Source organism: Herbaspirillum sp. Sphag64 (genome assembly GCF_014192645.1).
Lineage (GTDB): Bacteria > Pseudomonadota > Gammaproteobacteria > Burkholderiales > Burkholderiaceae_D > Herbaspirillum.
This window is the reverse complement of sequence record NZ_JACHYE010000002.1, coordinates 296,190-322,875: the sequence shown is the minus strand read 5'-3', so window position 1 is coordinate 322,875 and position 26,686 is coordinate 296,190. Positions and strand designations below refer to the sequence as shown.

At 52.9% G+C, this 26,686-nt stretch carries 25 protein-coding genes and 1 tRNA gene; 22 read left to right on the top strand and 4 right to left on the bottom strand.

The features are described 5' to 3' along the window. Nucleotides 1-9: 9 nt before the first annotated feature. Nucleotides 10-2,505, bottom strand: a complete 2,496-nt coding sequence (locus FHW66_RS06470) for a bifunctional diguanylate cyclase/phosphodiesterase (protein WP_183378942.1) — start codon at nucleotides 2,503-2,505, stop codon at nucleotides 10-12. Nucleotides 2,506-2,653: 148 nt separating this feature from the next. Beyond that, nucleotides 2,654-3,304 (bottom strand): hypothetical protein, encoded by a 651-nt coding sequence (locus FHW66_RS06465; protein ID WP_255458843.1) that lies wholly within the window; start codon nucleotides 3,302-3,304, stop codon nucleotides 2,654-2,656. A gap of 196 nt (nucleotides 3,305-3,500) precedes the next feature. On the opposite strand from FHW66_RS06465, the gene serS reads away from it, so the two are divergent. Next, nucleotides 3,501-4,805 carry a serine--tRNA ligase gene (gene serS, locus FHW66_RS06460; protein ID WP_183378941.1) on the top strand — a complete coding sequence of 435 codons (1,305 nt, stop codon included), beginning with the start codon at nucleotides 3,501-3,503 and terminating at the stop codon, nucleotides 4,803-4,805. Nucleotides 4,806-4,883: 78 nt separating this feature from the next. On the opposite strand, the gene FHW66_RS06455 is transcribed toward serS, so the two are convergent. Further along, nucleotides 4,884-6,770 (bottom strand): GGDEF domain-containing protein, encoded by a 1,887-nt coding sequence (locus FHW66_RS06455; RefSeq protein WP_255458842.1) that lies wholly within the window; start codon nucleotides 6,768-6,770, stop codon nucleotides 4,884-4,886. Nucleotides 6,771-7,018: 248 nt separating this feature from the next. Here FHW66_RS06455 and FHW66_RS06450 point away from each other — a divergent pair. The 3 genes from FHW66_RS06450 to FHW66_RS06440 all read left to right on the top strand — a co-directional run bounded on the left by FHW66_RS06450 (nucleotide 7,019) and on the right by FHW66_RS06440 (nucleotide 9,551). Next, nucleotides 7,019-7,108, top strand: a tRNA-Ser gene (locus FHW66_RS06450). 264 nt (nucleotides 7,109-7,372) lie between these two features. Then, a complete protein-coding gene (locus FHW66_RS06445; RefSeq protein WP_183378940.1) occupies nucleotides 7,373-9,094 on the top strand; it encodes a GGDEF domain-containing protein in 1,722 nt (573 codons plus the stop codon). A 265-nt stretch (nucleotides 9,095-9,359) separates the two neighbouring features. Then, nucleotides 9,360-9,551: a DUF1289 domain-containing protein gene (locus tag FHW66_RS06440; RefSeq protein ID WP_183378939.1), complete on the top strand. Its 192-nt coding sequence runs from the start codon at nucleotides 9,360-9,362 to the stop codon at nucleotides 9,549-9,551. Nucleotides 9,552-9,554: 3 nt separating this feature from the next. On the opposite strand, the gene FHW66_RS06435 is transcribed toward FHW66_RS06440, so the two are convergent. Further along, entirely contained in the window at nucleotides 9,555-10,181 is a 627-nt protein-coding gene (locus FHW66_RS06435) for a Maf-like protein (RefSeq protein ID WP_183378938.1), read from the bottom strand. A gap of 140 nt (nucleotides 10,182-10,321) precedes the next feature. On the opposite strand from FHW66_RS06435, the gene FHW66_RS06430 reads away from it, so the two are divergent. The 18 genes from FHW66_RS06430 to era all read left to right on the top strand — a co-directional run bounded on the left by FHW66_RS06430 (nucleotide 10,322) and on the right by era (nucleotide 26,679). Beyond that, nucleotides 10,322-10,816: a DUF177 domain-containing protein gene (locus FHW66_RS06430; protein ID WP_183378937.1), complete on the top strand. Its 495-nt coding sequence runs from the start codon at nucleotides 10,322-10,324 to the stop codon at nucleotides 10,814-10,816. A 106-nt stretch (nucleotides 10,817-10,922) separates the two neighbouring features. After that, nucleotides 10,923-11,105: a 50S ribosomal protein L32 gene (rpmF, locus tag FHW66_RS06425; protein WP_006463510.1), complete on the top strand. Its 183-nt coding sequence runs from the start codon at nucleotides 10,923-10,925 to the stop codon at nucleotides 11,103-11,105. A gap of 145 nt (nucleotides 11,106-11,250) precedes the next feature. Beyond that, on the top strand, nucleotides 11,251-12,333 hold the full coding sequence (gene plsX, locus FHW66_RS06420; RefSeq protein ID WP_183378936.1) for a phosphate acyltransferase PlsX: 1,083 nt from the start codon (nucleotides 11,251-11,253) through the stop codon (nucleotides 12,331-12,333). A gap of 17 nt (nucleotides 12,334-12,350) precedes the next feature. Beyond that, a complete protein-coding gene (locus FHW66_RS06415) occupies nucleotides 12,351-13,337 on the top strand; it encodes a beta-ketoacyl-ACP synthase III (protein WP_183378935.1) in 987 nt (328 codons plus the stop codon). Nucleotides 13,338-13,395: 58 nt separating this feature from the next. Continuing rightward, a complete protein-coding gene (fabD, locus tag FHW66_RS06410; protein ID WP_183378934.1) occupies nucleotides 13,396-14,328 on the top strand; it encodes an ACP S-malonyltransferase in 933 nt (310 codons plus the stop codon). Further along, on the top strand, nucleotides 14,325-15,080 hold the full coding sequence (fabG, locus tag FHW66_RS06405; protein WP_183378933.1) for a 3-oxoacyl-ACP reductase FabG: 756 nt from the start codon (nucleotides 14,325-14,327) through the stop codon (nucleotides 15,078-15,080). The genes fabD and fabG overlap by 4 nt, the downstream gene beginning before the upstream one ends. A gap of 135 nt (nucleotides 15,081-15,215) precedes the next feature. Further along, nucleotides 15,216-15,455 (top strand): acyl carrier protein, encoded by a 240-nt coding sequence (gene acpP, locus FHW66_RS06400; protein WP_183378932.1) that lies wholly within the window; start codon nucleotides 15,216-15,218, stop codon nucleotides 15,453-15,455. Nucleotides 15,456-15,485: 30 nt separating this feature from the next. Beyond that, a complete protein-coding gene (gene fabF / locus FHW66_RS06395; RefSeq protein ID WP_183378931.1) occupies nucleotides 15,486-16,727 on the top strand; it encodes a beta-ketoacyl-ACP synthase II in 1,242 nt (413 codons plus the stop codon). Nucleotides 16,728-16,778: 51 nt separating this feature from the next. Then, entirely contained in the window at nucleotides 16,779-17,264 is a 486-nt protein-coding gene (locus FHW66_RS06390; RefSeq protein ID WP_183378930.1) for a protein YgfX, read from the top strand. Nucleotides 17,265-17,404: 140 nt separating this feature from the next. After that, nucleotides 17,405-18,007, top strand: coding sequence for an RNA polymerase sigma factor RpoE (gene rpoE, locus FHW66_RS06385; protein WP_183378929.1), 603 nt, complete (start codon nucleotides 17,405-17,407; stop codon nucleotides 18,005-18,007). 147 nt (nucleotides 18,008-18,154) lie between these two features. Further along, on the top strand, nucleotides 18,155-18,823 hold the full coding sequence (locus FHW66_RS06380) for a sigma-E factor negative regulatory protein (RefSeq protein ID WP_183378928.1): 669 nt from the start codon (nucleotides 18,155-18,157) through the stop codon (nucleotides 18,821-18,823). Nucleotide 18,824: 1 nt separating this feature from the next. Further along, nucleotides 18,825-19,850: a MucB/RseB C-terminal domain-containing protein gene (locus tag FHW66_RS06375; protein ID WP_183379080.1), complete on the top strand. Its 1,026-nt coding sequence runs from the start codon at nucleotides 18,825-18,827 to the stop codon at nucleotides 19,848-19,850. A 14-nt stretch (nucleotides 19,851-19,864) separates the two neighbouring features. Further along, nucleotides 19,865-21,361: a DegQ family serine endoprotease gene (locus FHW66_RS06370; RefSeq protein WP_183378927.1), complete on the top strand. Its 1,497-nt coding sequence runs from the start codon at nucleotides 19,865-19,867 to the stop codon at nucleotides 21,359-21,361. Nucleotides 21,362-21,459: 98 nt separating this feature from the next. After that, nucleotides 21,460-21,717, top strand: coding sequence for a glutaredoxin family protein (locus FHW66_RS06365; RefSeq protein ID WP_183378926.1), 258 nt, complete (start codon nucleotides 21,460-21,462; stop codon nucleotides 21,715-21,717). A 210-nt stretch (nucleotides 21,718-21,927) separates the two neighbouring features. Then, the gene (gene lepA / locus FHW66_RS06360; protein ID WP_183378925.1) at nucleotides 21,928-23,721 is read left to right on the top strand and encodes a translation elongation factor 4; all 1,794 of its coding nucleotides are present in this window, start codon (nucleotides 21,928-21,930) and stop codon (nucleotides 23,719-23,721) included. Continuing rightward, the gene (gene lepB, locus FHW66_RS06355) at nucleotides 23,718-24,629 is read left to right on the top strand and encodes a signal peptidase I (protein WP_183378924.1); all 912 of its coding nucleotides are present in this window, start codon (nucleotides 23,718-23,720) and stop codon (nucleotides 24,627-24,629) included. Before lepA ends, lepB begins: the two co-directional genes overlap by 4 nt. A gap of 119 nt (nucleotides 24,630-24,748) precedes the next feature. Beyond that, nucleotides 24,749-25,768 (top strand): ribonuclease III, encoded by a 1,020-nt coding sequence (gene rnc / locus FHW66_RS06350; protein WP_183378923.1) that lies wholly within the window; start codon nucleotides 24,749-24,751, stop codon nucleotides 25,766-25,768. Then, complete coding sequence (gene era, locus FHW66_RS06345) at nucleotides 25,765-26,679, top strand: GTPase Era (protein ID WP_183378922.1); 915 nt, start codon at nucleotides 25,765-25,767, stop codon at nucleotides 26,677-26,679. The genes rnc and era overlap by 4 nt, the downstream gene beginning before the upstream one ends. The last annotated feature ends 7 nt before the right edge of the window (nucleotides 26,680-26,686 follow it).

Below are 26,686 nucleotides of genomic sequence, written 5' to 3'. Positions count from 1 at the left end.
CCAGCCAGCTCACCGTTTGAACAATTCTTCAAAGGCATCGACGGTCAGCGGCCGGCTGAACAAATAGCCCTGAAAATGTCGGCAGCCGTTATCCAGCAGGAACTGGCGCTGACTTTCTGTTTCGACCCCTTCGGCAATCACATCCAGACCCAGTGTCTCGGCCAGGCTGATCACAACCTTGGCAATGGTGGCGTTGTTGGCGCCGTCGAGTACATCGCTGATGAAGGTTTGATCAATCTTGAGCTGGTCCAGCGGCAAGCGCTTCAGATAGCTCAGTGATGAATAACCGGTACCAAAATCATCAAGCGCAAACCGGATACCCTGACTGCGCAATGCGGTCATGGTTTGTATGATCTGGTCCAGATTGTCTGCTAGCAGCGATTCCGTCAGTTCCAGTTTGAGTAGTTTGGGATTAGCTCCCGTTTCATGCACGATCAACATCACCTGATCCGCAAAATCAGCTTCACGGAATTGCCGGGCGCTGACGTTGACGGCGACGCTGAGCTCGGTAGTTGCAGGATGCGCTGCCCACTTCACTAATTGTTCGCAGGCCATGCGTAACACCAGCCGCCCTAATGGCAGGATCATGCCAGTCGACTCGGCAATCGGGATGAATTCGGCTGGTGAGATCAGTCCATGGTTGGGGTGCAGCCAGCGCACCAGTGCCTCGGTACCAATGACGCGTGCTTCATTGTCGACCTGTGGCTGGTAATACAAGGTGAGCTGTTTGAGCAGGATGGCATCACGCAGCTGGGATTCAATCTCGACCCGGTGGTCCAGCGCAATCTGCATGCCGCTGTCAAAGAAACGCAGCGTGTTGCGGCCTGAGGTCTTGGCCTGATACATGGCGAGATCGGCTTGCTTGAGCAGCTCTTCCATGGTTGGCAATTGCTGGCTGAACAGGGCAATGCCGATACTACAGGTGCTGCGGAAATGGTGACCGGCCAGATCGTAGGGCAGGTTCAGGTTGGTCAGGATTTTCTTGCCGATGTGTTCGGCTTCATGGGCGGCGTTGTCCTTGTTGTCGTTGAGGCCTTCCAGCATGACCAGAAATTCATCGCCGCCCAGCCGGGCAACGGTATCGGTATCGCGTACGCAGCTTTGCAGGCGTTTGGCAACTTGCTGCAGCAGGTCGTCGCCTTTGTCGTGGCCGAGTGTATCGTTGAGGGATTTGAAGTTGTCCAGGTCAATGAACAGCAGGGCACCGTGTTCTGGGGAGCGCGTGCTTTGCTGTAAAGCTTTTTGTAACTGCACCATGAAGAGTCGGCGGTTGGGTAGTCCAGTCAGGGCGTCATAGAAGGCCAGCCGGTTGATTCGTTCTTCGGATTGCTTGCGTTCGGTCAGGTCAGAGTTGGTACCCGAGATGCGAATCGCCCAGCCGGTGGGGTCGCGCAAAATGAAGGCGCGCGAGAGGATGGGGACGTAGTGTCCATCCATGTGGCGGATACGAAACTCATCCTCGAAGGAGTCGACCCCGGTCTTCAGGTAACCGATCAGATCCTTGGTGAATCGCGCACTATCATCGGGATGGATGATGTCTCTCCAGATGGAGGCGTGTTGTTGAGACGGAACGTCTTCGTAGCCAACCATCTGCCACCAGCGAGGGGAGAGGTAGAGTTCATCCGTTGTCAGGTCCCAGTCCCATGGGGCATCGCGTGATCCTTTCAGGATCAGGTTCAGACGTTCCTCTGAACGACGCAATGCGGCTTCAGCGCTTTTCAGATCGCTGACATCGACGAAGGTGACCACGACGCGTTCGATGGCACCGGTACTTGAGATGACCGGGAAGGCATTGCACAGTGCCCAGGTCGTGTTTTCGATACCGTGTTTGTGCACGCCGACAATCATGCCATGCACTTGTTCTTTACTACGTAATACCTGATTGACCGGGAAGTTATCTACCGGCATGGTGTTGCCGTCCTGGTCGGTGAAGCGCCAGTCTGGGTCGATGGCAACACGACCCATTAACTGGTCGATGCTCAGGCCCAGCATCTGCGATGCAGCATTGTTGGCCATTTGAATTTCTGACTGCGGCCCATGAATGACGACACCTGCCGGGATATTCTCAATCAGCTTGCGCAGCAGCTCGTCACCGGCCTGGGCATTTGCCTCGACTTTTTTGCGTTCCGTGACGTCCATGATCAGGGCGATGAAATGTGTCGCCTGACCCTGGTCGTCGAAGACCGGAGAAATCGTGAGCTGGTTCCAGAAGGGTTCGCCGTTCTTTCGGTAGTTCAGAATTTCTAACGATACCTGCTGGTGGGCATCCATTCCTTCTCGCAGTCGGGCAATGCTGGCGGGATCGGTTGCCGGTCCTTGCAGGAAGCCGCAGCCACGCCCGATCACCTCGCAGGCTTTGTAGCCGCTAATTTTTTCAAAGCCAGCATTGGCGCAGAGCAGTCGTCGATCCAGCCCGGCCATCAATACTCCTTGTGCAATACTGCCCAGGACATGCCGGAGCTGGCGGGTGTCCATGGCGTCAAGGAAATCGTTCTGCTGGTTCATTCGTAATCACGTGAAGGGTTAATGGAAGACGATCGCAGCAGCGATCAAGTCGCGTCACATCTGTTGACTTCCCTTACTTGCTTTATGGAATATGTGTTGACTATAGGGGAGCGGTAATTCATTTGCTAGCAAATCACAACAATCTCGGTCAATCGGTGTCATCTAGTGCAACACCGCGTTGCCAGAGCGTGAAACTGCCCTGCGCTGCGCCCATGGCACTGATGATCGCGGTATCGGTGGCATCGTTGTCATAGCCGCTCAGTCGTAATCTGAATTGTTCGGTAAGTTGCTCTATGCCAAGTGTGTCGTTGGGGATCCGGATGGTGCTCTCGCGATCCTGGGCGGTCAGGACCCAGTTGGGGATCGGCAGCTTGCTGCCACCAATGTCGATGACGATCCCGTCCAAATCTTGCCAGTCGATGCTGTGCAATTTTGTCGTGCCGCGCAGGATTTGTATTTGATCTTCGTCAAAGGTGACGTTGAGTGGCTTGGCATTGGCTGCTGCGCGTTGTGCTGGACGTAGTTCGGCGACTGCGGCTGGGTTGATGGGACGTTTCTGTTTGCGTTGAGAGGATGCTGGCAGGAAATACTGTTTGATACGTTGACCAAACGCAAACAGTGCGCCAAAACTCAAGCCGGTCAGCGCTCCGTAGCCGATGCTGGAGGTGCTTTGTGCGAAGTGGACACCGGCCCAGACTGCGCAGGCTAGCGCCAGCAGAAAGCCGATGGCGGAAGAGATCAGGGTGGTACGCGTGGCTACGGGAGTTGCTGCTGAAGGTGGCGGTACGGAGTCTGACATAAGTAATATGGGTTGGGTGGTGAATGCCGTGTTGGCGCCTTTGCAATGGTAAACCAAGCATAGATATTTTTAGTGCAATCGGCCGAGCAGGTGCGAGCAGGGCTGATGTCCTTGGTACAATCGGGGGTTTGTTGTCTGCTGTTTCGGTATTTTCGGTATTTTCGGAATTTTTCGGTATTTTTTCTTTTGGTATTCCATGATCGACATTCAACTTCTTCGTAAAGACATCGCCAATGTCGCAGCACGTCTGGCGGCGCGTAAATTTCAGCTTGATGTGGCTGCTTTCAATGCGCTTGAAGCTGAGCGCAAGCAGATTCAGACCCGCACCGAGGAGTTGCAGGGTAAGCGCAATAGCTTGTCCAAGCAGATCGGTATGCTCAAGGGCAAGGGTGAAGATGCGTCTGCCGTGATGGCCGAAGTGGCTGGGATCGGCGACGATCTAAAGGCATCGGCCGCACGTCTTGAAGAAGTCCAGACGCAGTTGAACGAGTTCCTGCTGGCGGTTCCGAACCTGCCGCATGAGTCGGTGCCCGCTGGTCATGATGAGAGCGGTAATGTCGAGCTGCGCAAGGTTGGTACGCCGCGTAGCTTCGATTTTGAGGTCAAGGACCACGTTGATGTCGGTGCGGCACTGGGTCTGGACTTTGATGTGGCGGCAAAGCTCACTGGTTCGCGTTTTGCCGTGATGAAGGGTGGCATTGCCCGTTTGCATCGGGCACTGGCGCAGTTCATGCTCGATACCCATACGCTGGAACATGGTTATACCGAGTGCTATACCCCTTATATTGTGAATGCCGATTCCTTGCGCGGTACCGGTCAGTTGCCTAAATTCGAGGCGGATCTGTTTGCTGCCAAGAAGGGCGGTCAGGAAGGCGATTCCAGCGACAATGCGGCGCTGTACCTGATTCCTACGGCAGAAGTGCCGCTGACTAATCTGGTGCGCGACGAAATCGTGGCCGGTGACACCTTGCCGCTGAAGATGACGGCGCATTCTCCCTGCTTCCGCTCGGAGGCGGGCAGCTATGGTCGTGACACGCGCGGCATGATCCGCCAGCATCAGTTCGACAAGGTGGAAATGGTGCAGATCGTGCATCCCGAGAAATCATACGAAGCGCTCGACGAGATGCTCGGTCATGCAGAAGCGATTCTCAAGAAGCTGGAATTGCCGTATCGCGTCATTACCTTGTGTACTGGTGATATGGGCTTTGGTGCGGCCAAGACTTACGATATTGAAGTCTGGCTGCCAGCACAGAATACCTACCGCGAGATTTCTTCGGTGTCGAACTGCGAAGCCTTCCAGGCGCGTCGTATGCAGGCGCGTTTCCGCAATGCGCAAGGCAAGCCTGAGCTGGTGCATACGCTCAATGGTTCTGGGCTGGCGGTTGGCCGTACTTTGGTGGCGGTGCTGGAGAACGGTCAACAGGCTGATGGCAGCGTGATTATCCCGCAGGTACTGCGTCCCTACATGGGCGGTATCGAGAAATTGAGCCCGCAGGCTTGAGGCATTACTGAAAGCAGAAAGGCCGACCCCACGAGGGTGTCGGCCTTTTTTATTGCCGCTTGAAGTCGTAGAAAACGTTTACAACGCCCAGGAAAAAGTAGCTGGTGTACGGCGTTCGATGAAGAGGCTGTTGCCGGCGGTCTTCTTGGCCTGTTTCTTGGCTTTGGTGGCAGCCGAAGCAATCTGGTGAGGCGAGGAGTACTGCGATGGTTCGATCTTGACCGCGCCCAGTGACAGGCTGACCAAGGGATGCAAGACCCGATTGCCCTGACGATCTTCGCTGTAATAGCCGCCGCGTTCTTTGTCTTCCAGATAGTAGAAAGTTTGGGATGCCTGTTCGAAGGCTTCCAGCATCGATTTGCAACGCAGCTCCCAGTCATCGCTCTGGAACATGATCAGAAAATCGTCGCCGCCGATATGGCCGATGAAATCATGTTGCGGGTCGCAGAATTGGCTCAAGGTGCGTCCGGTCAACTGGATCATGTCATCGCCCTTGCGATAGCCATAGACATCGTTGAAGGGCTTGAAATGATCGAGGTCGCAGTAGCAGATGCAGAACTCTACGCCGCTTTGCAGCAGAAATTCGATGTGTTCATTGATTGGCACATTACCCGGCAGCTGGGTCAGCGGGTTGGCATAGCGCGCTGCCTCAATCTGCATCTGGGTAATTTCGCGCAGCAGGTCGTGGCCGGTACCCATGCCAACATATTGCCCTTGATCGACGATGATGAAGCCGTTCGACAAGTGATGCGATTCGGCCTGTACCAGAATATGGCTGAGATCCTGCAGGCTGGTGTCCTGTTCCGTCAGCAGAGGGTTGGGGTCCATGAAGAAGGTGCAGGACTTCTTGCCGTACAGCTCGCGGCCATACAGACGTGCAAAGCGTTCGACCATGCTGTAGCGGTTGATCAGCCCGACTGGTGTACCGTTGTTGATGACAGGCAGTGACTGCAGCGACGGGTCATTGACGAAGAGGTTGTAGACGTCATCGTTGGAGACATTGGGTGTGACGTATTGGGTTTCGCGCAGTAATTTGAAAACAGTGGTGCTCTTCTTGCCGACACCGTATTTCTGCGCGGCCAGAGGGACCTTGTCGCGCCGCAGGATCTTGCTGATATCGTCGGCGACGATGGTCTTGGGCGTGGCATTGGGGCGTGCGATATGGTAGCCCTGACCACAGGCGATGCCGAGATCACGGATAGTGAGCAGCTCGGCTTGGGTTTCGATGCCTTCAGCGATGACGATGGAGCCAGATTTTTCCGCAATTTCCTGAATTGAACGAACAAATTGCAGCTTCATGGGATCGTTGTTGATACCCTGAATGAAGTGCATGTCGACCTTCACATACTCGGGTTGCAGCTCCGACCACAGGCGCAGGCTGGAGAAACCTTCGCCCAGATCATCGATGGCAATCTGGAAGCCCATTTCGCGATAATGCATGGCGGCATTACGCAGCAGGCCATAGTCGTAGGTGGGTTCGTTTTCGGTCAGCTCGATGATGATGCGCTGTGGATTGATGCCCAGTTTGTCGAGGTGTCGCAGGGTTTCCCCCTGAATGGCTTCTGGTTGCACCAGTGCGCCTGGACTGACATTGAGGAACAGATTGCCTGGCAGCCCGGATTGCGCGAACTGCGCCATGACGATGTGGCGGCAAAGGTGTTCGACAGGCACTGATAAACGATTGGCGCGGGCGACCTTGAACAGATTCAATGGCGAGTGCAGCGGACTGTTCGACGGGCCGCGGATGAGACCCTCATAACCAATGATCTCGCCGCTGCGCATGCGAATAATTGGCTGGAACAAGGCTGTCAGACTCCGCTGCGAAATGATTTCATGCAGATGGGACAGTAATTGCGAGTCGCCCTGAGAGAGCTCGTCAGTGATGCCGGCGCGCGGTTCGAACCCTTCTTGCGTATGCGTGTGCGCGAAAGGGTTGTCGAATGTTTGTGAAGAGAATGGAGCCATAGTGGGCCAACCAATGATAGGAGTATTGCAGCGGGGAGCGCTGAGCAACATCAGATCGTAAAGGCCATTTATGACAAGATGATGATAAGAAAATATTTCCGTGCAGCAGCTCAGGTAGCCGGTGGAGGAGGTTGTTGGCGGGTGTTGGCAGGCTAACAATTTCAGGTCCACCCCTTTTTTATCTGAAATGTTTCTGCTATACTCTTTTGCTTTGCTGCTTCCGGGTAGCAAATTCGACTAGGTTAACCGGAGAGGTGGCAGAGTGGTCGAATGTACCTGACTCGAAATCAGGCGTACGGTTTCCCGTACCGTGGGTTCGAATCCCACCCTCTCCGCCAGTATTAAGTAAAAAGCCCTTGAGTTTTCAAGGGCTTTTTTATTTTTTGCTGCGCAAACATACTTGCATTCTTGCAATGGATTCTCGCATGCTCCTTGGCCTGATATGTGGCTGTGCCGGAGTGCTGCTGAAGTGTTGCGCTGGCCTGTTGCATTTTCGCGGTCTGATAGGGTCTGCGTCGGCTGTCCTATAAAATAGAGCACAATTTGGCTGTGGCCATTATTTACCATCGCCTGGGTATGAACCGGCAAATCGAGATCTTCAGATGTCACTAAGTCGCCTGTTCTGGCTAATTTCCATTGCATTAATGCTGTTGTTCTCTGTGTTGACGGCGCGTATCGTCTTCGTGGAGTGGGGTGCCTATGCGCGTGGTGCTGGCAGTACTGAGGCTGTGCGTTCGCTGCAGTTGGTCATGATTGCCATGGAGAAGGTGTCGTTTGAGCGCGGGCCGTCCAATGCACTGATGGGAGATCATGAGCAGTCACCGGCTCGGCAGCAGCAACTGGCGGCGGCGCGGGCGCAAAGTGATGCGGCATTGGCGGGGGCGCTCGCAGTGCTGCGTGAGGAGTCGGATGCGCGTTATATACCTGCGTTGCGTAAGTTGGAGCGGGTAAGTCAGGCGTTGGTGCCGGCGCGGGAGCGAGTTGATCGACAGGCCGGGCTGGCATATGGGCAGCGTTCGTCTATGGCAATTTCGCAGGCTGTGCAAGGCATGGTGGGCTTGATGCCGGCGCTTATTTCTGCGGTTTCTGATATCTCTGCCATTGCTGTGCAGGCAGATCCTCAATTGCTGGATGGCTTGACCGGTATGCGGGTTGCGGCCAGTTTGCGTGAATACGCGGGGCAGCTTGGCTCGCAGTTCACGGCGCCAGTAATTATTCAGCGCCCTCTGACAAAGGGTGAGGTGATCGAGATTGGCAAGCTTTATGGGCGTATTCAACAGCTGCGCTCTCTGCTGGATCTCGAAATGCGTGAGTATCGTGACAATACCGGGTACTTAACTGCGCTCTCGGTGCTGGATCAGCAATATTTTGGACAGGGCTTGCCCTTTTTGAATGACTTGGTGCAAACCGGGCTTGGTAATGGAATCTATGGGCTTGATACCGCGACGCTGGCGCAGCGCTATGTGCCGACCATGTCGTCGATTCTTCTTTTGCGCGATGTCATATTCGCTGATCTCATGCATCAGGCTGAGGCCCGCAACCAGCAGGCGCGGAACGTCCTGATTTCGGCTGTGGCAATGGCGCTGTTTGCTTTTCTGTGCTTTTTTGGCTTGATGTATGTTGTCCGGCAACGGGTGTTGGGGCCGGTGCTCAAGGCAACTAATATTGTCGTGGGGCTGGCTGAAGATAAGGTTGATATAGAGATTCCTGTTGCTCGGCATGCCGATGAGGTGTCCAGTATGCTTCAGGCTCTGAATGTCTTGAAGGGGCGCAGTGTTGAGCGCATCAGTCTGGCCAGTGAGCGTGAAACATTGATTGCGCAACTGCGACAGTCATCCAATACTGATTTTTTGACCGGCGTGTTGAACAGGCGGGCTTTTTTTGTGCAGAGTGAGTCGCACATTGCGATTGCCCAGCGGTATCGACGACAGCTTGCTTTGATCCTCATGGATATTGATCACTTTAAGCAGATCAATGATGTGCATGGTCATCTGGCTGGCGATGAGGTCTTGCGTCGTGTTGTGGGGATTGCCGGCAAGGCATTGCGGAAGATGGATCTGTTTGCCCGCTATGGTGGGGAGGAGTTCATCATTCTGTTGCCGGAGACCGATTTGGATCAGGGCTTGATGGTTGCTGAGAAGTTGCGTTCGGAGCTGTCGGTTGGTGAATTCTCGATTGAGCCGGGGAAAACTATTGCCGTGACTGCCAGTTTTGGTGTGAGTGCGCTGACGGATCAAGAAACGCTGGATCAATTGATTAGCCGTGCTGATGAAGCCCTGTATGCGGCCAAGAGTGGGGGGCGTAATCGCGTTGCTGCTGCTTGAGGCAACGCTTGGTATTGGAGGGGTGGTGATATCTGGACGGCTTTATAAGTTATTTCCTTGGTGAATATCTGCTATTAGTACAATAAAGCAGACATCGAATGGCTGGCCGCGTAAAGTTGCACCTGTCTCCTCCAATTTTCCTCCTTAAGAGATTGGATTCAGCCCGCAACCTCTGGTTAGCGGGCTTTTTTTTGTCTCGCTGTGAGTGAGTGCGCTTCTTGGTAAGATGTGGGCTGGATGTCGTTTTCTCTTGCTTAAGCTATTTATGTCTCAAACTCCTGTAGTTCGCCCTGATACTCCCTGCGTTGCCGTTTGTTCGACGACTTTTGATGATGTTTGTCGTGGGTGTGGTCGCACTGTGTCCGAAGTAGCGCACTGGGTATTCATGACGGAGGCGGAGAAGGATGGTGTCTGGAAGCGTATCACTGCGGAAGGCTATCCTCGGCGCCAAACCTGAGTATTAGCTGCTGGTGCCGAAAAATGGCATGCCGGCCTGACGCAGCATACTGGTGAGTGCAATCATTGGTAGTCCCGTTAGCGCGGTAGGGTCGGTGCTCTCAATCTTTTCCAGAATGGCAATCCCGAGGCCTTCATTTTTTGCGCTGCCTGCGCAGTCGTAGGGTTGCTCAATGCGCAGGTAGGCATCGAGTTCAGACTCGCTGAGATGGCGAAATGTCACGAAAGTCTGCACGTTTTCAGTTTGATAATGTGGTGTCAGTGGCTGGCGGTTGTCGAGAAGGCAAAGCGCGGTATGAAAGACGACGCGACGGCCGCGCATTTTCATGAGTTGTTTTAATGCATTGTCGTGATTGCCGGGTTTGCCAATTTGCTCGCCATCCAATGTTGCCACCTGATCGGAGCCGATGATGAGTGCGTCCGGATGAAGGGTGGCAATCGCCTGACTTTTTTGTTGTGCCAGGCGCAATGCGGTTTGTTCGGGTGATTCATGGCTGGCCGGGGTCTCGTCAATGTCTGGTGAAATAGCATCAAATGGCAGTTGCAGCCGAGTCAGTAGCTCTTTGCGGTAAGTCGAGCTGGAGGCTAGTATCAGGCGTGGTAAGTGTGCTGGATTGGGTAGGTTGGTCATGATTATTCAGGGCGGATGGGCGCGATCCAGCAATCTGACAGCGCAATCGTATGGTGTAGTGTTGGCAAAATGCGCTAACACTTTGACGAATAAGGGAAAAGGCTGGTATTATCGCAGGTTTTCCGGATTCTGCTTTCGCCATGACCGCTTTTGTGATCGACGCATTTCAATTTAGTCGGCTTCAGGAGCAGGCCGAGGGTGAGCTCCAAGTGGTCCAACTGACGCGGCTTGCGGGTGAAACTGTAGATCGCGCGGGTACCTTGCACTGGTCTCTGAAGGGCGGTGTCGATAAGCTGGGTCATCCACAGCTTCTCCTGGCGATTTCGGGGCGGGTCAATCTGGTATGCCAGCGTTGCATGGCACCAATGCCTTTTGATATTGCTTCTGAATCTGTGCTCGTGCTGGCCAAGGATGATGATGCTGCCGACGCCATTGAGGAGTTGCTCGATGATGAGGCGATTGATGTGATCATCGGCGAGCCCGAGTTCGATGTGATTTATCTGGTTGAGGATGAGGCTTTGCTGGCATTGCCGGTAGCGCCGAAGCATGATGTTTGTCCGGGTAAGGCAGTTGAGCCATTGGTGGTAGCCGATAAGGTGTCGCCGTTTGCGGTATTAAAGAATTTGAAGCAGTAATGTGGTTAACGCGTTTGCGCGCGTCAAATGTAGGAATTCTCGGTTGGTCAGTGAGTTTGCTAGCCGGATATGTTAAAATTTTAGAACTTAAGGTTTAGGAGTTATCATGGCTGTTCAGCAAAACAAAAAGACCCCGTCCAAGCGCGGTATGCATCGTGCACACGACTTCCTGACAGCGCCACCGCTGGCAGTTGAGCCAACAACGGGTGAAACACACCTGCGTCACCACATCAGCCCGAACGGTTTCTACCGTGGTCGCAAGGTTCTGAAGACCAAGAACGACGAGTAATTGGATTTGCTGTTAAGGCGGAACGCGGCGCAATGATTTTTTAAATTGGCGCCGCTTTTCTTATGCTGATTCAGCGTAGAGCGTCATTTTGAATCGCGCCAAATCTGCCCCATAATGCGGGTTGGCAAGGCTCTGAATCAAAACAATGACCATCAAAATTTCCATTGACTGCATGGGCGGCGATTTCGGCCCGTCAGTTACTATCCCCGCCGCCATTTCTTTCCTGAATCGCGAACCTGATGCTGAGTTGATCTTGGTCGGTCAGGAGGATTTGTTGCGTGCAGCCTTGCGCAAGCATCGCAAGGGGGACTCCTCCCGTCTCCATATCCAGCACGCGTCTGAAGTCGTTACGATGGACGATCCGATCGAGGTTGCCTTGCGCCGCAAGAAGGATTCTTCCATGCGTGTTGCCGTCAATCTGGTCAAGGATGGTCGTGCTAACGCGGCAGTGTCAGCGGGTAATACCGGTGCGCTGATGGCGGTATCGCGCTATGTCCTCAAGACGATTCCAGGTGTTGATCGCCCGGCAATCTGTACCATTCTTCCCAATCAAAAAGATGGTCCTACCTACATGCTCGATCTGGGCGCTAACGTCGATTGCGAGGCTGTGCATTTGCATCAGTTCGCGTTGATGGGCTCTGCCTTGGTGTCGGTCATGGAGGGTAAGCCGAAGCCGACCATTGGCTTGCTCAATGTTGGTGAGGAAGAAATCAAGGGTAACGAACTGGTTAAGCAGACTGCTGAGTTGCTGCATGCGGATCACGAGAAGGGTATTCTTAATTTTTATGGCAACGTCGAAGGCAATGATATCTTTGAGGGTACGACTGATCTGGTCGTCTGCGACGGCTTTGTCGGTAACGTCACCTTGAAGGCATCCGAAGGTCTGGGACGTTTTGTTAAGTCGGTGTTGACCACCGAATTCAAGAAAGGCTTTTTCAATAAGCTGGGCGCCTTGATTGCGTATGGTGCCATCAAGGCATTGTCACGCCGCCTGAATCCGTCCCGTTACAATGGCGCAAGTTTACTGGGTTTGCGTGGTCTGGTGTTCAAGAGTCATGGCGGCGCCGATGTCTATGCATTCGAATGGGCGATTCGTCGCGCTTACGATGCTGCCAAGTATGATGTATTGTCCCGGATTACCACGACGATGGCAGAATTGATTCCCCAGGTTGAGGCATTGCATGTCGCCGAGCGGACTGCGCCTGCCTCCGGTCATCAAACGATCTAATCAGAACAGAAAACGGTATGACTCTTTATAGCAAGATTGTCGGCACAGGCAGCTATCTGCCACCGAAACGGGTTACCAATGATAGTCTGGCCAGCCAACTGGCGCAGAAGGGAATTGAAACTTCTGACGAGTGGATTTTCTCCCGGAGCGGTATTTCAGCGCGTCATTACGCTGAGGTGGATGTCTTGTCCAGTGATCTCGCGGTAGCTGCTGCGCAGCATGCGCTGGAGGTGGCCAAGCTGCAGCCCAATGATATTGATCTGATCATCCTGGCGACGTCCACTCCCGATCATCTGGGTGGCTTTCCTAGCACTGCCTGTGTGGTCCAGCACAAGCTCGGCATCACCAATGGCGCGGCGGCAATGGATGTGCAGGCGGTTTGTAGCGGTTTTGTTTATGCCATGTCGGTGGCTGACAGCTTCATCAAATCAGGTGCGCACAAGAATGTGCTGGTCATCGGTGCTGAGGTGTTTTCCAAGATTCTCAATTTTGAGGATCGGACGACCTGTGTATTGTTTGGTGATGGTGCTGGCGCAATCGTCATGACGGCATCGGCCGAGCCTGGTGTGCTGGCTTCAAAGCTGCATGCGGATGGTAGTCATGGGCACATTCTTTGTGTCCCTGGTAATGTGAATGATGGTGCTGTCGCTGGCAGTGCTTATCTGTATATGGATGGTCCTGCTGTGTTCAAGCTGGCTGTTTCAGTGCTCGACAAGGTCGCGCGTGAGGTATTGGAAATAGCGCGTGTCGATGCTGCTGAAATTGATTGGTTGATCCCGCATCAAGCGAATATTCGTATCATGCAGGGTACTGCCAAGAAGCTTGGATTGCCGCTCGAGAAGATGGTGGTCACGGTTGATCAGCACGGTAATACTTCTGCTGCATCGATTCCACTTGCCCTGGATCAGGCGATGCGGGACGGCCGTGTTAAACCGGGTCATAACGTGATGATGGAAGGCGTTGGTGGTGGCTTCACGTGGGGCGCTATCCTGGTACGCATGTAATTCGCGCACCTAATTTCGTGCATTTAATCTCCATTAAACATTCAATACTCATAATTTCATGACAAAGTTTGCTTTTGTATTCCCGGGTCAGGGTTCGCAAGCCATTGGTATGCTCAACGGTTTTGCAGACAATGCTGTTGTCAAGGCAACCGTTGCTGAGGCCTCTGAGGCATTGCAATTCGATTTGGGCAAATTGATTGCCGAAGGGCCGAAAGAAGATCTGGATCTGACAACCAATACGCAGCCGGTCATGCTGACTGCTGCGGTGGCGTTTTACCGTGCCTGGTTGGCCGCAGGTGGTCCTGCGCCAGCACTGGTTGCAGGGCATAGTCTTGGTGAGTATTCGGCTTTGGTGGCTGCCGGCGTAATTGATTTCAAGGATGCTGTGCCGTTAGTGCGTTTTCGTGCGCAAGCCATGCAGGAGGCGGTACCGGTGGGGCAGGGCGGGATGGCTGCCATTTTGGGTTTGTCGGATGAGGATGTGCGTGCCGCTTGCGCTGAAGCAGCGCAGGGAGAGGTGGTCGAGGCAGTCAATTTCAATGCGCCAGCGCAAGTCGTGATCGCAGGTCACAGGGCGGCCGTAACTCGTGCGTGTGAAGTCGCCAAGGCCAAGGGCGCAAAGCGTGCTTTGCCTTTGCCGGTATCGGCGCCGTTTCACTCGTCGTTGCTCAAGCCTGCTTCAGATCGTTTGCAGGCTTATTTGCAGCAAGTTCCGTTTGCGGTGCCAGTATTGCCGATCATTAATAATGTCGATGTGGCAATCGTGAATGATCCTGCTGCCATCAAGGATGCTCTGGTGCGTCAGGCTGCAAGCGCCGTGCGCTGGGTGGAAACCGTGCAAAAAATGGCAGAGCAAGGCATTACTCATGTTATCGAGTGTGGTCCTGGCAAGGTGTTGTCAGGTTTGACAAAGCGTATCAATGGCGATCTGGTGGGTGAGTCCATCGTAGATCAGGCATCGTTGAATCAAGTATTGGAGTTGCTCAAGTGAGTGATAAAAATTTGCAGAATCAGGTTGCATTGGTGACGGGTGCATCCCGCGGTATTGGTCGTGCGATTGCGCTGGAGTTAGTGCGTCAGGGTGCGAAGGTGGTCGGTACCGCAACGTCGGCTGCTGGTGCTGAGGCGATTGGCGCTTATCTCAATGAACTGCAGCCTGGTAGTGGTCGGGGTATGGTGCTCAATGTCACCGACGTGGCGGCATGTAATGCGGCAATTGAAGAAGTGCAAAAAGAATTCGGAGGGTTGTCGATTCTGGTCAACAATGCCGGTATTACGCAAGATCAACTGGCTATGCGCATGAAGGAAGAAGAGTGGGATAATGTGATCTCCACCAATTTGACTGCGGTCGGCCGGCTGTCGCGTGCGGTCTTGCGCGGCATGATGAAGGTAAAGCATGGTCGTATCATCAACATTACGTCGGTCGTTGGTGCTGCCGGTAATCCTGGGCAAATGAACTATGCAGCAGCGAAGGCCGGTGTTGCGGGCATGAGTCGGGCGCTGGCACGTGAGATCGGTAGTCGCAACATTACCGTCAATTGCATCGCACCGGGTTTTATCGATACGGATATGACGAAGGCCTTGAGTGAGCAGCAAACTTCGGCGCTGCTGCAGCAAATTCCGCTGGGACGCCTTGGTGAGCCTGAGGATATTGCCGCCGCAGTTGCCTTCCTTGCTTCCTCGCAAGCAGGCTATATTACCGGCACTACTTTGCACGTTAATGGTGGTATGTACATGAGTTGAGTGCGGATGCACTTAATTAGATGGTAGTTGGCTGTAACTTAACTATTCTTTTGAAGAATATTTAAAAGTGAAAATTTTGGCGTGCAAACCTGCTAAAATGCGCGCACTTTTGTAACCTATCCACTGGAGGCATTTATGTCCGATATCGAAGCACGCGTTAAGAAGATCGTCGCAGAACAACTGGGCTGCGCAGAAGCAGACATCAAGACTGAATCTTCATTCGTCAATGATCTGGGCGCTGACTCGCTGGATACCGTTGAACTGGTCATGGCACTGGAAGACGAGTTCGAAATGGAAATCCCTGACGAACAAGCAGAAAAAATCACAACCGTGCAGCAGGCGATTGATTACGCCAAGGCACACGTCAAGGCCTAAGCTGGTTTTGAACGACTCTAGGAGAATTGCTTGAGCCGCTCGCGTGAACGTCGTGTAGTCATTACCGGTCTTGGTTGCATATCCCCTGTTGGCAATTCTATTGCTGACGCATGGGGTGCCGTCAAGGAAGGTAAGTCGGGCATCGCCACCATCACCAAATTTGATGCCACTCCCTTTTCCACGCATTTTGCGGGGGAAGTGAAGGGCTTCAATATTGAAGACTATATTCCTGCCAAGGAAGCGCGCCATATGGATACCTTTATCCATTTTGGTATGGCAGCAGGAATGCAGGCCATGCAGGATTGTGGTCTGGAAGTCACCGATGAAAACGCCGAGCGTATCGGCGTGATGATCGGTTCAGGTATCGGTGGCTTGCCGATGATCGAAGAAACGCATGCAGAATTGACTAATCGTGGCCCACGCCGCATCAGTCCTTTCTTTATCCCGGCGTCGATCATCAATATGATTTCCGGGAATCTGTCGATCAAGTACGGCCTGAAAGGCCCTAATCTTGCGATTGTGACAGCCTGCACTACTGGCTTGCATTGCATTGGTGTTGCTAGTCGCATGATTCAGTATGGCGATGCCGATGTGATGATTGCCGGCGGTGCTGAGTCCAGTGTTTCGCCACTGGGTATTGGTGGCTTTGCCTCTGCACGTGCTTTGTCCAGTCGCAATGATGATCCGGCGACGGCATCGCGTCCTTGGGACAAGGATCGTGATGGCTTTGTCCTCGGTGAAGGTGCTGGTGTCATGGTGCTTGAAGAGTATGAGCACGCCAAGGCACGTGGCGCCAAGATTTACGCCGAGGTACTAGGTTTTGGCATGAGTGGTGATGCATATCACATTACGGCACCGAGCCTGGATGGCCCTCGTCGTTGTGTGGCGTCTGCCTTGCGCGACGCGGGTGTCAATGCAGACGAGGTTCAGTACCTCAATGCACACGGCACGTCCACGCCATTAGGTGACAAGAATGAAACCGATGCCATCAAGGCTGCTTTCGGTGATCATGCTTATAAAATGGTGGTTAATTCGACCAAGTCGATGACCGGCCACCTGTTGGGTGGAGCTGGAGGTCTGGAGTCTGTGTTTACTGTGTTGGCTCTGCATCATCAGATTTCACCGCCAACAATGAACATCTTTAGCCAGGATCCGGAGTGTGATCTTGATTATTGCGCCAATCAGGCGCGAGACATGAAGATCGATATCGCCGTCAAGAATTCATTCGGATTCGGTGGTACCAACGGTACTTTGGTCTTTGGTAAAGTATAAAATCGGCTCGACCCTGTTAGGGGTCGAGCTCGTTTTTACATTCCTTTATCTATGTCGATAGCAGTCTCTGCGGATATCAAACCTTCCCGTCTGCTTTTGATTCTGGTGGCAGTCTTGGCCATCATGGTTGCTGCCATTGGTGTGTTCGTTGCTTTTGCATGGACCGGACACCTGTCTTTTTTCATCAGAACTTCCCTGGCAATTTTCTGTATTGGCGCTACAGGGGGAGTCTTTTGGTTAATATTGCACAATCGCAAGGCGGTGTGGTTGCATGTATCGGGTACCGGGCAGATCCGACTGGTTGAGCATCATGTTGCTGCGCAATCCCGTTCAGCCAAGCAGGTTATGCGTGGAGGTGTAGCGCAGTTATTAGCGGGTTCCACGATTTGGCCGAGCCTGCTTGTTCTGCGCTTGCGACTGGAAAACGGTCGGGTTCGCACGATTCACGTATTACCCGATTCTGTATCGAAAGAATCTTTTCACGCACTGCAAGTGGCTTGCCGTTGGGTTGCAAGTCATAATGGCACGCTGTCCTGAGTCCGTGTAGCTAGTGCGGATGATGCCGGCTGGTACCTAATGTGTACTGGATTCAGGCTGTGCAAACGCCGGGTGTATCGGGTTGCAATGATTCGATGTCTGCCTTTTCACAGACATGACAAAAAACAAGGAAACTTGATTTGACGACGGAACGCGAAATAGATCAGCTGCTTGTTGAGCGCGTCCAGCGCGGAGATAAAAAAGCGTTCGAGCTGTTGGTTGCCAAGTATCAACGTAAGTTGATGCGCCTCGTCTCGCGACTGGTGCGAGATCAGGCTGAGGCTGAGGATGTTGTTCAAGAGGCCTTTATCAAGGCCTATCGTGCGTTACCACAATTCCGCGGTGACTCCGCTTTTTATACCTGGCTCTACCGGATTGGCATCAATACCGCCAAAAACTACCTGGTCACAATGGGCAGACGTGCGCCGACATCGACTGAGGCAGATGCTGAAGAAGCTGAAACTTTTGAAGACGGCGACCACCTAAGGGACATCAACACTCCCGAGTCCATGCTCGCAACCAAGCAAATTGCACAGACCGTTAATGTTGCCATGGAGGCATTGCCGGAAGAGTTGCGCACGGCAATTACCCTGCGCGAAATTGAGGGCTTGAGCTACGATGAAATCGCGGAAGCAATGGGGTGCCCGATCGGTACGGTGCGAAGCAGAATATTCAGGGCACGCGAGGCGATTGCTGATAAATTGCGTCCCTTGCTGGGGACGGCAGTCGACAAGAGGTGGTAGTGTTATTGTTCGAGAGTTGTCGGTCTAATTCGACTTGTTTCTCGTATACGCTGGGAACCGATTCAGGGTTGATCATCGCGCAAGAATTGATTTTTGGAAACATGAGCTGCGTAATGTAACTAGTGTTTTGTGGCTGGGTGACAATTTATGAAAACCATAGAAATGAGCAGAGAGCAAATTTCGGCATTCGCCGACGGTGAGTTGACAGAGGCACATTTTGAATTCGCCCTGGCAGCGTTGCGTCAGCCCGAGGCGCTGGGCACATGGGAGCTTTATCATCAGATTGGCGATACGCTGCGTTCTGAGGAAATGGCTTTTTCTCTGAGCGATGATTTCAGCGCAAAAATGTCGGCGCGTCTTGCTGCCGAGCCACTTATTCTGGCGCCGCTGTCTGCTCAAGGTATTGCTGATATTGCCGTCGGCCCAGCTGTCGTCAATGGTGCGGGGTTGCCGTCAGCGATTCACAGGCAATTCATGCGACGCTTTGCTGTTCCTGGTGTAGCAGTTGCTGCGGCAGTGGCGGCGATCGTTTTTGTGGCTGCACCGCAGCACCCTGCGTTGACATCTGGTGACAATGCATTGGCTAGTGGTGCATCGTCTACATCGGCCTCGCCTGGCAATGTCATGAGCGTGGCTACTACGTCAGGCACCATGCAGCGGGCCGGGCAGATCAGTGCGCTGTCACAACAAGGCGAGGTGGCACGTGATGCCAACATTGACGAGTATCTGGTGGCGCATCAGCGGTTTTCTCCAGCGATGTACAGTTCTGCACAATATGCACGTTCGGCAGGTTTCACCATTAATTCTGATAAATAATATGCAGCAGACAAAAGGCTTGCTCGGTGTCGTTTTTTTTCTTTCGTTGCTCGTTGTATCTCCTGTCAGATCAGAAACGGCGGTAACGACAAAAACCGGTAGCGATCAGGATGTACAGGTCTTGCTGAAAAAAATCCAGGTTGCTGCACAGCGGCTGAATTATTCGGGTACGTTCGTCTACCAGCAGGCCAATGAAGTCAGGTCTTCGCGTATTACGCACATCCTCTCGGGCAAGAATGAGATCGAAAAGCTCGAAGTAATGGATGGCAAGCCGCGCGAGTATATCCGTAACAATGAAGATGTCGCATGTTACGTGCCGGAGGCAAAAACGGTCCTCCTGGAAAAGCGTCTTACGCGCGATGTGTTTCCAGCGATTCTGGCGGCCAGTCCAGCTGACCTGGCCGATCATTACACGATCCGGATGGACGAGTCGGGACGGGTTGCTGGGCATGATTGTCAGGCCGTTGTCATGGAGCCTAAGGACAAGTTGCGTTATGGCTATCGATTTTGTGCGGACCAGGCTACCGGTCTGCTGCTCAAGGCACAGACTCTCGACGGTAAAGGTAATCTCGTCGAGCAGATTTCTTTCACTCAGATTGAGATCGGCAATATCGATCATAATCGGGTGAAACCGAGTTTTGCCAATACAAATGGATGGCATGTCGAGAACTCGATTGTGAGTCAAAGCCATCTGAGCGGTTGGACCGTCGTTCCTCCGCCAGGCTTTCATAAGATTCAAGAGGTTAAGCGCCTGATCTCGGATGCGCAGGCGTCTGGAAATGCCTCTTCGCCGCATCCGGCGGCATCGCCGCGTGAGGTGTCGCAAATTGTATTTACCGATGGTCTGGCGGCTATTTCCGTTTTCATTGAGCCGGGCGTGCAAAATCGCAGCGAAGGTGCGATGCAGCAGGGTGCGTTAAATATTGTCAGTCGTCGCCAGGGTGACTATTGGTTGACGGTGGTTGGTGAAGTTCCGGGAGTCGCGATTCGGCAAGTGTCGAATTCGATAGAGTTCAAATCCAAATAATACGAAAATCGAAAATGATGAGCCCTGCCAAGAAAATCTTGTTGCCATTATTGAGTGCTTCAGTTGTCCTCTTTTCGCCCGCCTTGTATGCGGCTGCGCCAGTCTCAACTGCAGCGCCGCAACTGGCGGGATTACCTGACTTTGCTGACATCGTTGAGCGTACCGGACCTGCCGTGGTGAACATTCGTACAACCGAGCGCGTCAAGGCGGGTCAGGATCAAAGCACGCCGGATGACGAAGAAATGCAGGAGTTTTTCCGGCGCTTCTTTGGTGTGCCGATGCCGCGTCAGCAACCGAATACGCCAAACTCACCGAACACTCCCCGTAATAATCGCAAGGGCGGCAGTGCTCAGCAGGAAGAAGTGCCGCGTGGTGTCGGGTCCGGCTTCATCATTTCTCCTGATGGCTATCTGCTGACCAATGCACATGTGGTCGATGGTGCGAGTGATGTTTATGTCACTTTGACTGACAAGCGGGAATTCAAGGCCAAGGTCATTGGCTCGGATGCGCGTACTGACGTTGCGGTGCTGAAGATCGATGGTAGTAATCTGCCGCGTCTGGTGATGGGCGATTCGGACAAAATTCGTGCCGGAGAATGGGTGCTGGCGATTGGTTCGCCATTTGGTCTCGAAAATACCGTCACAGCCGGTATTATTTCTGCCAAAGCGCGCGATACAGGTGATTATTTGCCGTTGATTCAGACCGATGTGGCAGTGAATCCCGGTAATTCCGGTGGTCCGCTGATGAACCTTAAAGGTGAGGTAGTCGGGATCAATTCTCAGATATACAGCCGATCGGGTGGATTTATGGGGATTTCGTTCGCAGTACCGATTGATGAGGCGCTGCGTGTCTCGGACCAGTTGAAGGCGAGCGGTCATGTCACGCGTGGTCGTATTGGCGTGCAAATCGGCGAAGTCACCAAAGAGGTTGCTGAGTCACTGGGGCTGAGTAAGGCGCAAGGTGCCATCGTACAGCGTGTTGAGCAGGGTGGCCCTGCTGATAAGGCCGGGCTTGAGGCTGGGGATATCATTCTCAAATTCAATGGAGTGGCGATTGACAAGCCAAGCGATCTCCCTCGGATGGTTGGTGCCACCAAGCCTGGTTCGCGTGCCACTGTGACTATCTGGCGCAAGGGTAGTACACGGGATGTTGGCCTGACTGTCGTTGAGCTGGAGGCCGATAAGCCTGCCAAGGAAGAAAGCAAGAAATCCAAGGTAGACGCAGTACCTAATGCCTTGGGATTGGTTGTCAGTGATCTGAGTGAGGCCCAGAAAAAGGATCTCGGAGTCGAAAATGGCGTCTTGGTGGAGTCCGCTGTTGGGGTTGCAGCTGCGGCGGGCTTGCGTGCTGGTGACGTTATTCAGCGACTTAACGATGCCGATATCAAGGATTCAAAACAGTTCAATGCACTGACGTCCAAGCTCGATTCCAAGCGGCGTGCTGCGATTCTGGTGCGTCGTGGTGATTCCTCGCAATTTGTGCCGGTCCGTCCGGGTAGCGGTGATAACTGATTGAGACTGTATGTTGATGAAAAGGCTGCCTCTCACCGACAGGCAGCCTTTTTCAATGGTCATTAACCTGTTCGTGACGCTGCGTCCTTACATTGCCTATGCTTCATTTCATTATCTATTCGCGTTCCTACTGCCATCTTTGTGAAGACATGCTTCGTGCACTGGAGCAATACAGGCATGCTTACACCTTCACTGTGGAAATGCTTGATGTCGATGCTGACGAGGACTTGCTTGCCCGTTATGACGAACTGGTGCCGGTGTTAATGGGCAGTCGTGCCGGTCAGGCGCCGCGCCAGCTGTGTCACTATTTCCTGGATCCGGGACAGGTAGAGCATTTTCTAAAGGATCGGGATTGATTGTTTTGGGGGCGGCAAATCAAGCCTGATAGCGGCCACGCCATTGCGCTACTGTTAATAATTTGCCATCGTAATGAAGGATGGGTGGCTAGTTAGGGATTTAGCCATTGAAATCCGGTAGAATGATGGGTTGAACAAGCTGTAGTAAAGGCGCTCACCTGGGAGACGCTCCCGCTTGGAGCGCCTTTTTTCATCGTTTTCTGCAATTTAATGAACAATATCCGTAACTTCTCGATCATTGCCCATATTGACCACGGCAAATCCACGCTTGCAGACCGCATCATTCAGCTGTGCGGTGGCCTCTCTAATCGTGAGATGGAGGCGCAGGTCCTCGATTCCATGGATATTGAGCGTGAGCGCGGTATCACGATCAAGGCGCAGACCGCTGCCTTGCAATACAAGGCGCTGGACGGCAATATTTACAATCTCAACCTGATTGATACGCCCGGCCACGTTGACTTCAGCTACGAAGTCAGTCGTTCGCTGTCGGCGTGTGAAGGTGCGCTGTTGGTGGTTGATGCCTCTCAGGGGGTCGAGGCGCAGACAGTGGCCAACTGCTATACCGCGCTAGACCTTGGCGTTGAGGTCGTTCCTGTTCTGAATAAAATCGATCTGCCGTCTGCGGACCCTGATAACGCCAAGAGCGAAATTGAAGAAGTCATTGGGATTGATGCCAGCGACGCTACACCTTGTTCAGCCAAGACGGGGCTGGGAGTACAAGACGTACTCGAAGCACTGATCGCCAAGGTGCCAGCACCGGTGGGAGATCCTGATGCGCCGTTGCAGGCACTGATCATCGATTCCTGGTTTGATAACTATGTCGGTGTGGTGATGCTGGTGCGTATCGTCAATGGTACGCTGCGTCCCAAGGACAAGATTTTCCTGATGGCGACGGAGTCAACTCACCTGACCGAGAGTATCGGCGTCTTCACGCCAAAATCGCAGGCCCGCGAGTCACTCACTGCCGGTCAGGTCGGCTTCATTATTGCTGGTATCAAGGAGCTCAAGGCTGCCAAGGTCGGTGATACAGTGACGTTGGCGTCCAACAAGGCGGCCGAGCCGCTGCCAGGCTTCAAGGAAGTGCAGCCGCAGGTTTTTGCTGGCTTGTTCCCGGTAGAAGCCAATCAATACGATGCACTGCGTGACTCGCTGGAAAAGCTCAAGCTCAACGACGCGGCGCTGCAATACGAGCCTGAAGTATCGCAGGCGCTCGGTTTTGGTTTTCGTTGTGGTTTCCTGGGCCTGTTGCACATGGAGATTGTGCAAGAGCGCCTGGAGCGCGAATTCGACATGGATCTCATCACCACGGCACCGACGGTCGTCTATGAAGTGGTCATGCGTGATGGCAGCATTCTGATGGTTGACAATCCATCCAAGATGCCCGAGCCATCCCGTATCGAAGAAGTGCGCGAGCCCATCGTTACTGTCAATCTGTACATGCCGCAGGAGTATGTTGGCTCGGTCATCACCTTGTGTACTCAAAAACGCGGTGTCCAGATCAATATGAGCTATCACGGTAAGCAAGTGCAGCTGACCTACGAAATGCCAATGGCAGAGATCGTGCTGGACTTCTTTGATCGCCTTAAGTCCACTTCGCGCGGTTATGCATCCATGGACTACGAGTTCAAGGAGTATCGTGCCGCCGATGTGGTCAAGGTTGACATGTTGATCAATAGCGAAAAGGTCGATGCGTTGGCAATTATCGTTCACCGCGCCAATAGCCAGTTCCGTGGGCGTGCGGTAGCGGCCAAGATGCGCGAGTTGATTCCACGTCAGATGTTTGATGTCGCAATTCAGGCTGCCATCGGTGCCACCATCATCTCGCGCGAGAACGTCAAGGCACTGCGCAAGAACGTGCTTGCTAAATGTTATGGCGGTGACATCAGTCGTAAACGTAAGCTGCTGGAAAAGCAGAAGGCTGGTAAAAAACGCATGAAACAGGTCGGTTCTGTGGAAATTCCACAGGAAGCATTCCTGGCAATCTTACAAGTGGAAGAAAAATGAACCTGCAGTCGCTCTTGGGAAATTTCGCGCTTATTTTGTTCGTATTGATGCTGATCACCGGTGTGATCTGGTGTCTGGATGTGTTTGTATGGGCCAAGCAGCGCCGTGCCAAGGCAGATGCCGCATTGGCCGAGTTCGATGCGCGGGTTGCCAAGCTCAGCAGTGAAGGTATCAAGAGCGATATCACCGGCCGCGGCGCGCTGCAGGAAAATCTTCTGCGTCAGCCAACATGGATTGAGTACTCAGGTAGTTTCTTTCCAGTGATTGCTGCAGTATTTTTTCTGCGTTCTTTTCTTTATGAGCCGTTCAAGATTCCATCCAGCTCAATGGTCCCAACCTTGTTGATCGGTGATCTGATTCTGGTGAACAAATACACCTATGGTATTCGCCTGCCGATCATCAACAAGAAGATCATCAGTATCAATAATCCACAGCGAGGTGATGTCATGGTGTTCAAGTATCCCAAAGATACGTCCATGGATTACATCAAACGGGTGGTCGGTGTTCCTGGTGATAAAATTATCTATAAAAACAAGCGCTTAACAGTGAATGGTGAAGCGGTTTCTTATAAGCCGTTACCGGACTATCTGGACGACGAAAATTTGGCGTACTATAAGCAATGGCAAGAGAATCTGACTGGAGTCGAGCACAAGATCATCACCGATGAGCGCGCCCCCAATTTTGTACCCAATCCTGACGCATTTCCGCAGCATGAGCTGTGCAGCTACAACACGGAAGGCTTTGCGTGTACCGTTCCTTCGGGGCAATATTTCATGATGGGAGATAATCGTGATAACAGCCTTGATAGTCGTTACTGGGGCTTTGTTCCAGATGAAAATATTGTCGGTAAGGCATTTTTTGTGTGGATGAATCTGAGTAATCTGAAACGTATTGGCAGTTTTCAGTAAGTTTTCTCGCGTATTGCTATAGTGAATGAAGGCTGCCCCTCGTTGATCGTGATGGGGCAACGGTCTTGCGAGTGAAGTTTGGCCTCGCCTATTTGAGCGACTAAGCGACGGATGAATAAATGGATCCATTAGTATTGCAAAATCGGCTCGGCCACGTGTTCAAAGACGCTTCATTATTGCAGCAGGCCTTGACGCATCGAAGCCATAGCAGCTTGCATAATGAAAGACTGGAGTTCCTTGGTGACTCCATTCTCAATTGTGTCGTCGCCTCGTTGTTATTTGATCGATACAACAAAATTGATGAAGGTGATTTGTCGCGTCTTCGCGCCAATCTGGTCAAACAGCAGTCGCTCTATGAGATCGCGCAGAGGCTGGATCTTTCCCAATTCTTGCGACTCGGTGAGGGTGAGTTGAAATCCGGCGGGTTTCGTCGTCCCTCCATCCTTGCGGATACGCTGGAAGCCTTGTTCGGAGGAATCTTTCTGGATGCTGGCTTCGACGTTGCACGTGATGTGATTCGTTCGCTCTACATTCCTATTCTTGACACAGTTGATCCCAAAACACTGGGCAAGGATGCCAAGACCTTGCTGCAGGAGTATTTGCAGGGCAAGAAAATACCGCTGCCACAATATAACGTGGTAGCAACGCATGGAGCGGCGCACAATCAGGAATTTGAAATCGAGTGCCTGGTACCTAAGCTTGACATTCAGGTGTTCGGAACAGGCGGTAGCCGCCGCGCTGGCGAGCAGGCCGCTGCAAAGCTGGCATTGGAGGCTGTGCAGGCAGCCTTCGTCAAGGCCCCTACCTCAACGCGCAAGCCGCGTGCACGTACAACTCAGTTGAAGTTGGCTGGTATTGCGACGATACAGCTGGATGCGCAGGTAGACGAGTCGGCAGCTACTGCCGCCGTAGCTGTCAGGTCGGATAAGCCGCTCAACGCCAAAATCAGCAAAGTTGAGGCCAAAGCCGACAAACAGGATAAGCAAGACAAGCAGGATAAAAATGAAAAGTCTGACAAGTCGGACAAGAGCATTGACAAGAATGAACGAGGGATTGCATCTGCGTCTGGATCCGTACCGGACGGCCGCAGCGAATCTCTTGGCCCAGCATCCACAGTGACACAAAGTAAAACAGCATGACAGAAATTACCGCCCCTGACGACGCATCGAGCGATTATCGATGTGGATACATCGCTATTGTCGGTCGCCCCAACGTAGGCAAGTCGACATTGATGAATGTGTTGGTAGGCGCCAAAGTCAGTATTACCTCCCGCAAGGCACAAACGACCCGGCATCGTATTACCGGCATTCAGACTATTGCGAATACACAATATGTCTACATTGATACGCCGGGTTTTCAGACACGCCACAGCAATGCACTGAACAAGACACTCAATCGCACCGTCACGACGACGTTGACTGCGGCGGACGTGATTCTGTACGTCATTGAAGCAGGCACCTTCGGACCTGCAGACAAGCAGGTCATGGATTTGCTACCGGCAAATGTGCCTTGCATTCTGGTAATGAACAAGTCTGATCGTAACAAGGACAAAGCGGTATTGATGCCATTTGCGCAGGAAGTCGCTGCGCAGCATAATTTTGCTGCGGTGGTACCCGTGTCTGCCAAGCAGCGTTTTCAGCTTGATCATTTGCAGGAGGAAATCCGCACATTGCTGCCGCTGAATCCACCCATGTTCGATGAAGACGACATTACTGACCGCAGCGAAAAATTTCTGGCGTCGGAAATTGTGCGTGAAAAAGTGTTCCGTTTTGTTGGCGAGGAGCTGCCCTATACCAGCACAGTCCTGATCGAGAAGTTTGAACAGGAAGGTAATTTGCGTCGTGTATTTGCGGCCATTTTGGTCGAGCGTGATGGTCACAAGGCCATGGTCATCGGTAATAAGGGAGCCCGACTCAAAGAAATCTCCACCCAGGCCCGCCTCGATATGGAGCGCCTGTTTGGCGGTCCGGTCTATCTCGAAATCTGGGTCAAGGTCAAATCCGGCTGGGCCGACAATGAAGCCGGTTTGCGCGCATACGGCTACGAATAGCATCATT

What these genes read in the sequence shown, in the direction of transcription:
- FHW66_RS06470 (WP_183378942.1), bottom strand. Translation starts at nt 2,505, where the DNA reads ATGAACCAGCAGAACGATTTCCTTGACGCCATGGACACCCGCCAGCTC.
- FHW66_RS06465 (WP_255458843.1), bottom strand. Translation starts at nt 3,304, where the DNA reads ATGTCAGACTCCGTACCGCCACCTTCAGCAGCAACTCCCGTAGCCACG.
- serS (WP_183378941.1), top strand. Translation starts at nt 3,501, where the DNA reads ATGATCGACATTCAACTTCTTCGTAAAGACATCGCCAATGTCGCAGCA.
- FHW66_RS06455 (WP_255458842.1), bottom strand. Translation starts at nt 6,770, where the DNA reads ATGGCTCCATTCTCTTCACAAACATTCGACAACCCTTTCGCGCACACG.
- FHW66_RS06445 (WP_183378940.1), top strand. Translation starts at nt 7,373, where the DNA reads ATGTCACTAAGTCGCCTGTTCTGGCTAATTTCCATTGCATTAATGCTG.
- FHW66_RS06440 (WP_183378939.1), top strand. Translation starts at nt 9,360, where the DNA reads ATGTCTCAAACTCCTGTAGTTCGCCCTGATACTCCCTGCGTTGCCGTT.
- FHW66_RS06435 (WP_183378938.1), bottom strand. Translation starts at nt 10,181, where the DNA reads ATGACCAACCTACCCAATCCAGCACACTTACCACGCCTGATACTAGCC.
- FHW66_RS06430 (WP_183378937.1), top strand. Translation starts at nt 10,322, where the DNA reads ATGACCGCTTTTGTGATCGACGCATTTCAATTTAGTCGGCTTCAGGAG.
- rpmF (WP_006463510.1), top strand. Translation starts at nt 10,923, where the DNA reads ATGGCTGTTCAGCAAAACAAAAAGACCCCGTCCAAGCGCGGTATGCAT.
- plsX (WP_183378936.1), top strand. Translation starts at nt 11,251, where the DNA reads ATGACCATCAAAATTTCCATTGACTGCATGGGCGGCGATTTCGGCCCG.
- FHW66_RS06415 (WP_183378935.1), top strand. Translation starts at nt 12,351, where the DNA reads ATGACTCTTTATAGCAAGATTGTCGGCACAGGCAGCTATCTGCCACCG.
- fabD (WP_183378934.1), top strand. Translation starts at nt 13,396, where the DNA reads ATGACAAAGTTTGCTTTTGTATTCCCGGGTCAGGGTTCGCAAGCCATT.
- acpP (WP_183378932.1), top strand. Translation starts at nt 15,216, where the DNA reads ATGTCCGATATCGAAGCACGCGTTAAGAAGATCGTCGCAGAACAACTG.
- FHW66_RS06390 (WP_183378930.1), top strand. Translation starts at nt 16,779, where the DNA reads ATGTCGATAGCAGTCTCTGCGGATATCAAACCTTCCCGTCTGCTTTTG.
- FHW66_RS06380 (WP_183378928.1), top strand. Translation starts at nt 18,155, where the DNA reads ATGAAAACCATAGAAATGAGCAGAGAGCAAATTTCGGCATTCGCCGAC.
- FHW66_RS06375 (WP_183379080.1), top strand. Translation starts at nt 18,825, where the DNA reads ATGCAGCAGACAAAAGGCTTGCTCGGTGTCGTTTTTTTTCTTTCGTTG.
- FHW66_RS06370 (WP_183378927.1), top strand. Translation starts at nt 19,865, where the DNA reads ATGATGAGCCCTGCCAAGAAAATCTTGTTGCCATTATTGAGTGCTTCA.
- FHW66_RS06365 (WP_183378926.1), top strand. Translation starts at nt 21,460, where the DNA reads ATGCTTCATTTCATTATCTATTCGCGTTCCTACTGCCATCTTTGTGAA.
- lepA (WP_183378925.1), top strand. Translation starts at nt 21,928, where the DNA reads ATGAACAATATCCGTAACTTCTCGATCATTGCCCATATTGACCACGGC.
- lepB (WP_183378924.1), top strand. Translation starts at nt 23,718, where the DNA reads ATGAACCTGCAGTCGCTCTTGGGAAATTTCGCGCTTATTTTGTTCGTA.
- rnc (WP_183378923.1), top strand. Translation starts at nt 24,749, where the DNA reads ATGGATCCATTAGTATTGCAAAATCGGCTCGGCCACGTGTTCAAAGAC.
- era (WP_183378922.1), top strand. Translation starts at nt 25,765, where the DNA reads ATGACAGAAATTACCGCCCCTGACGACGCATCGAGCGATTATCGATGT.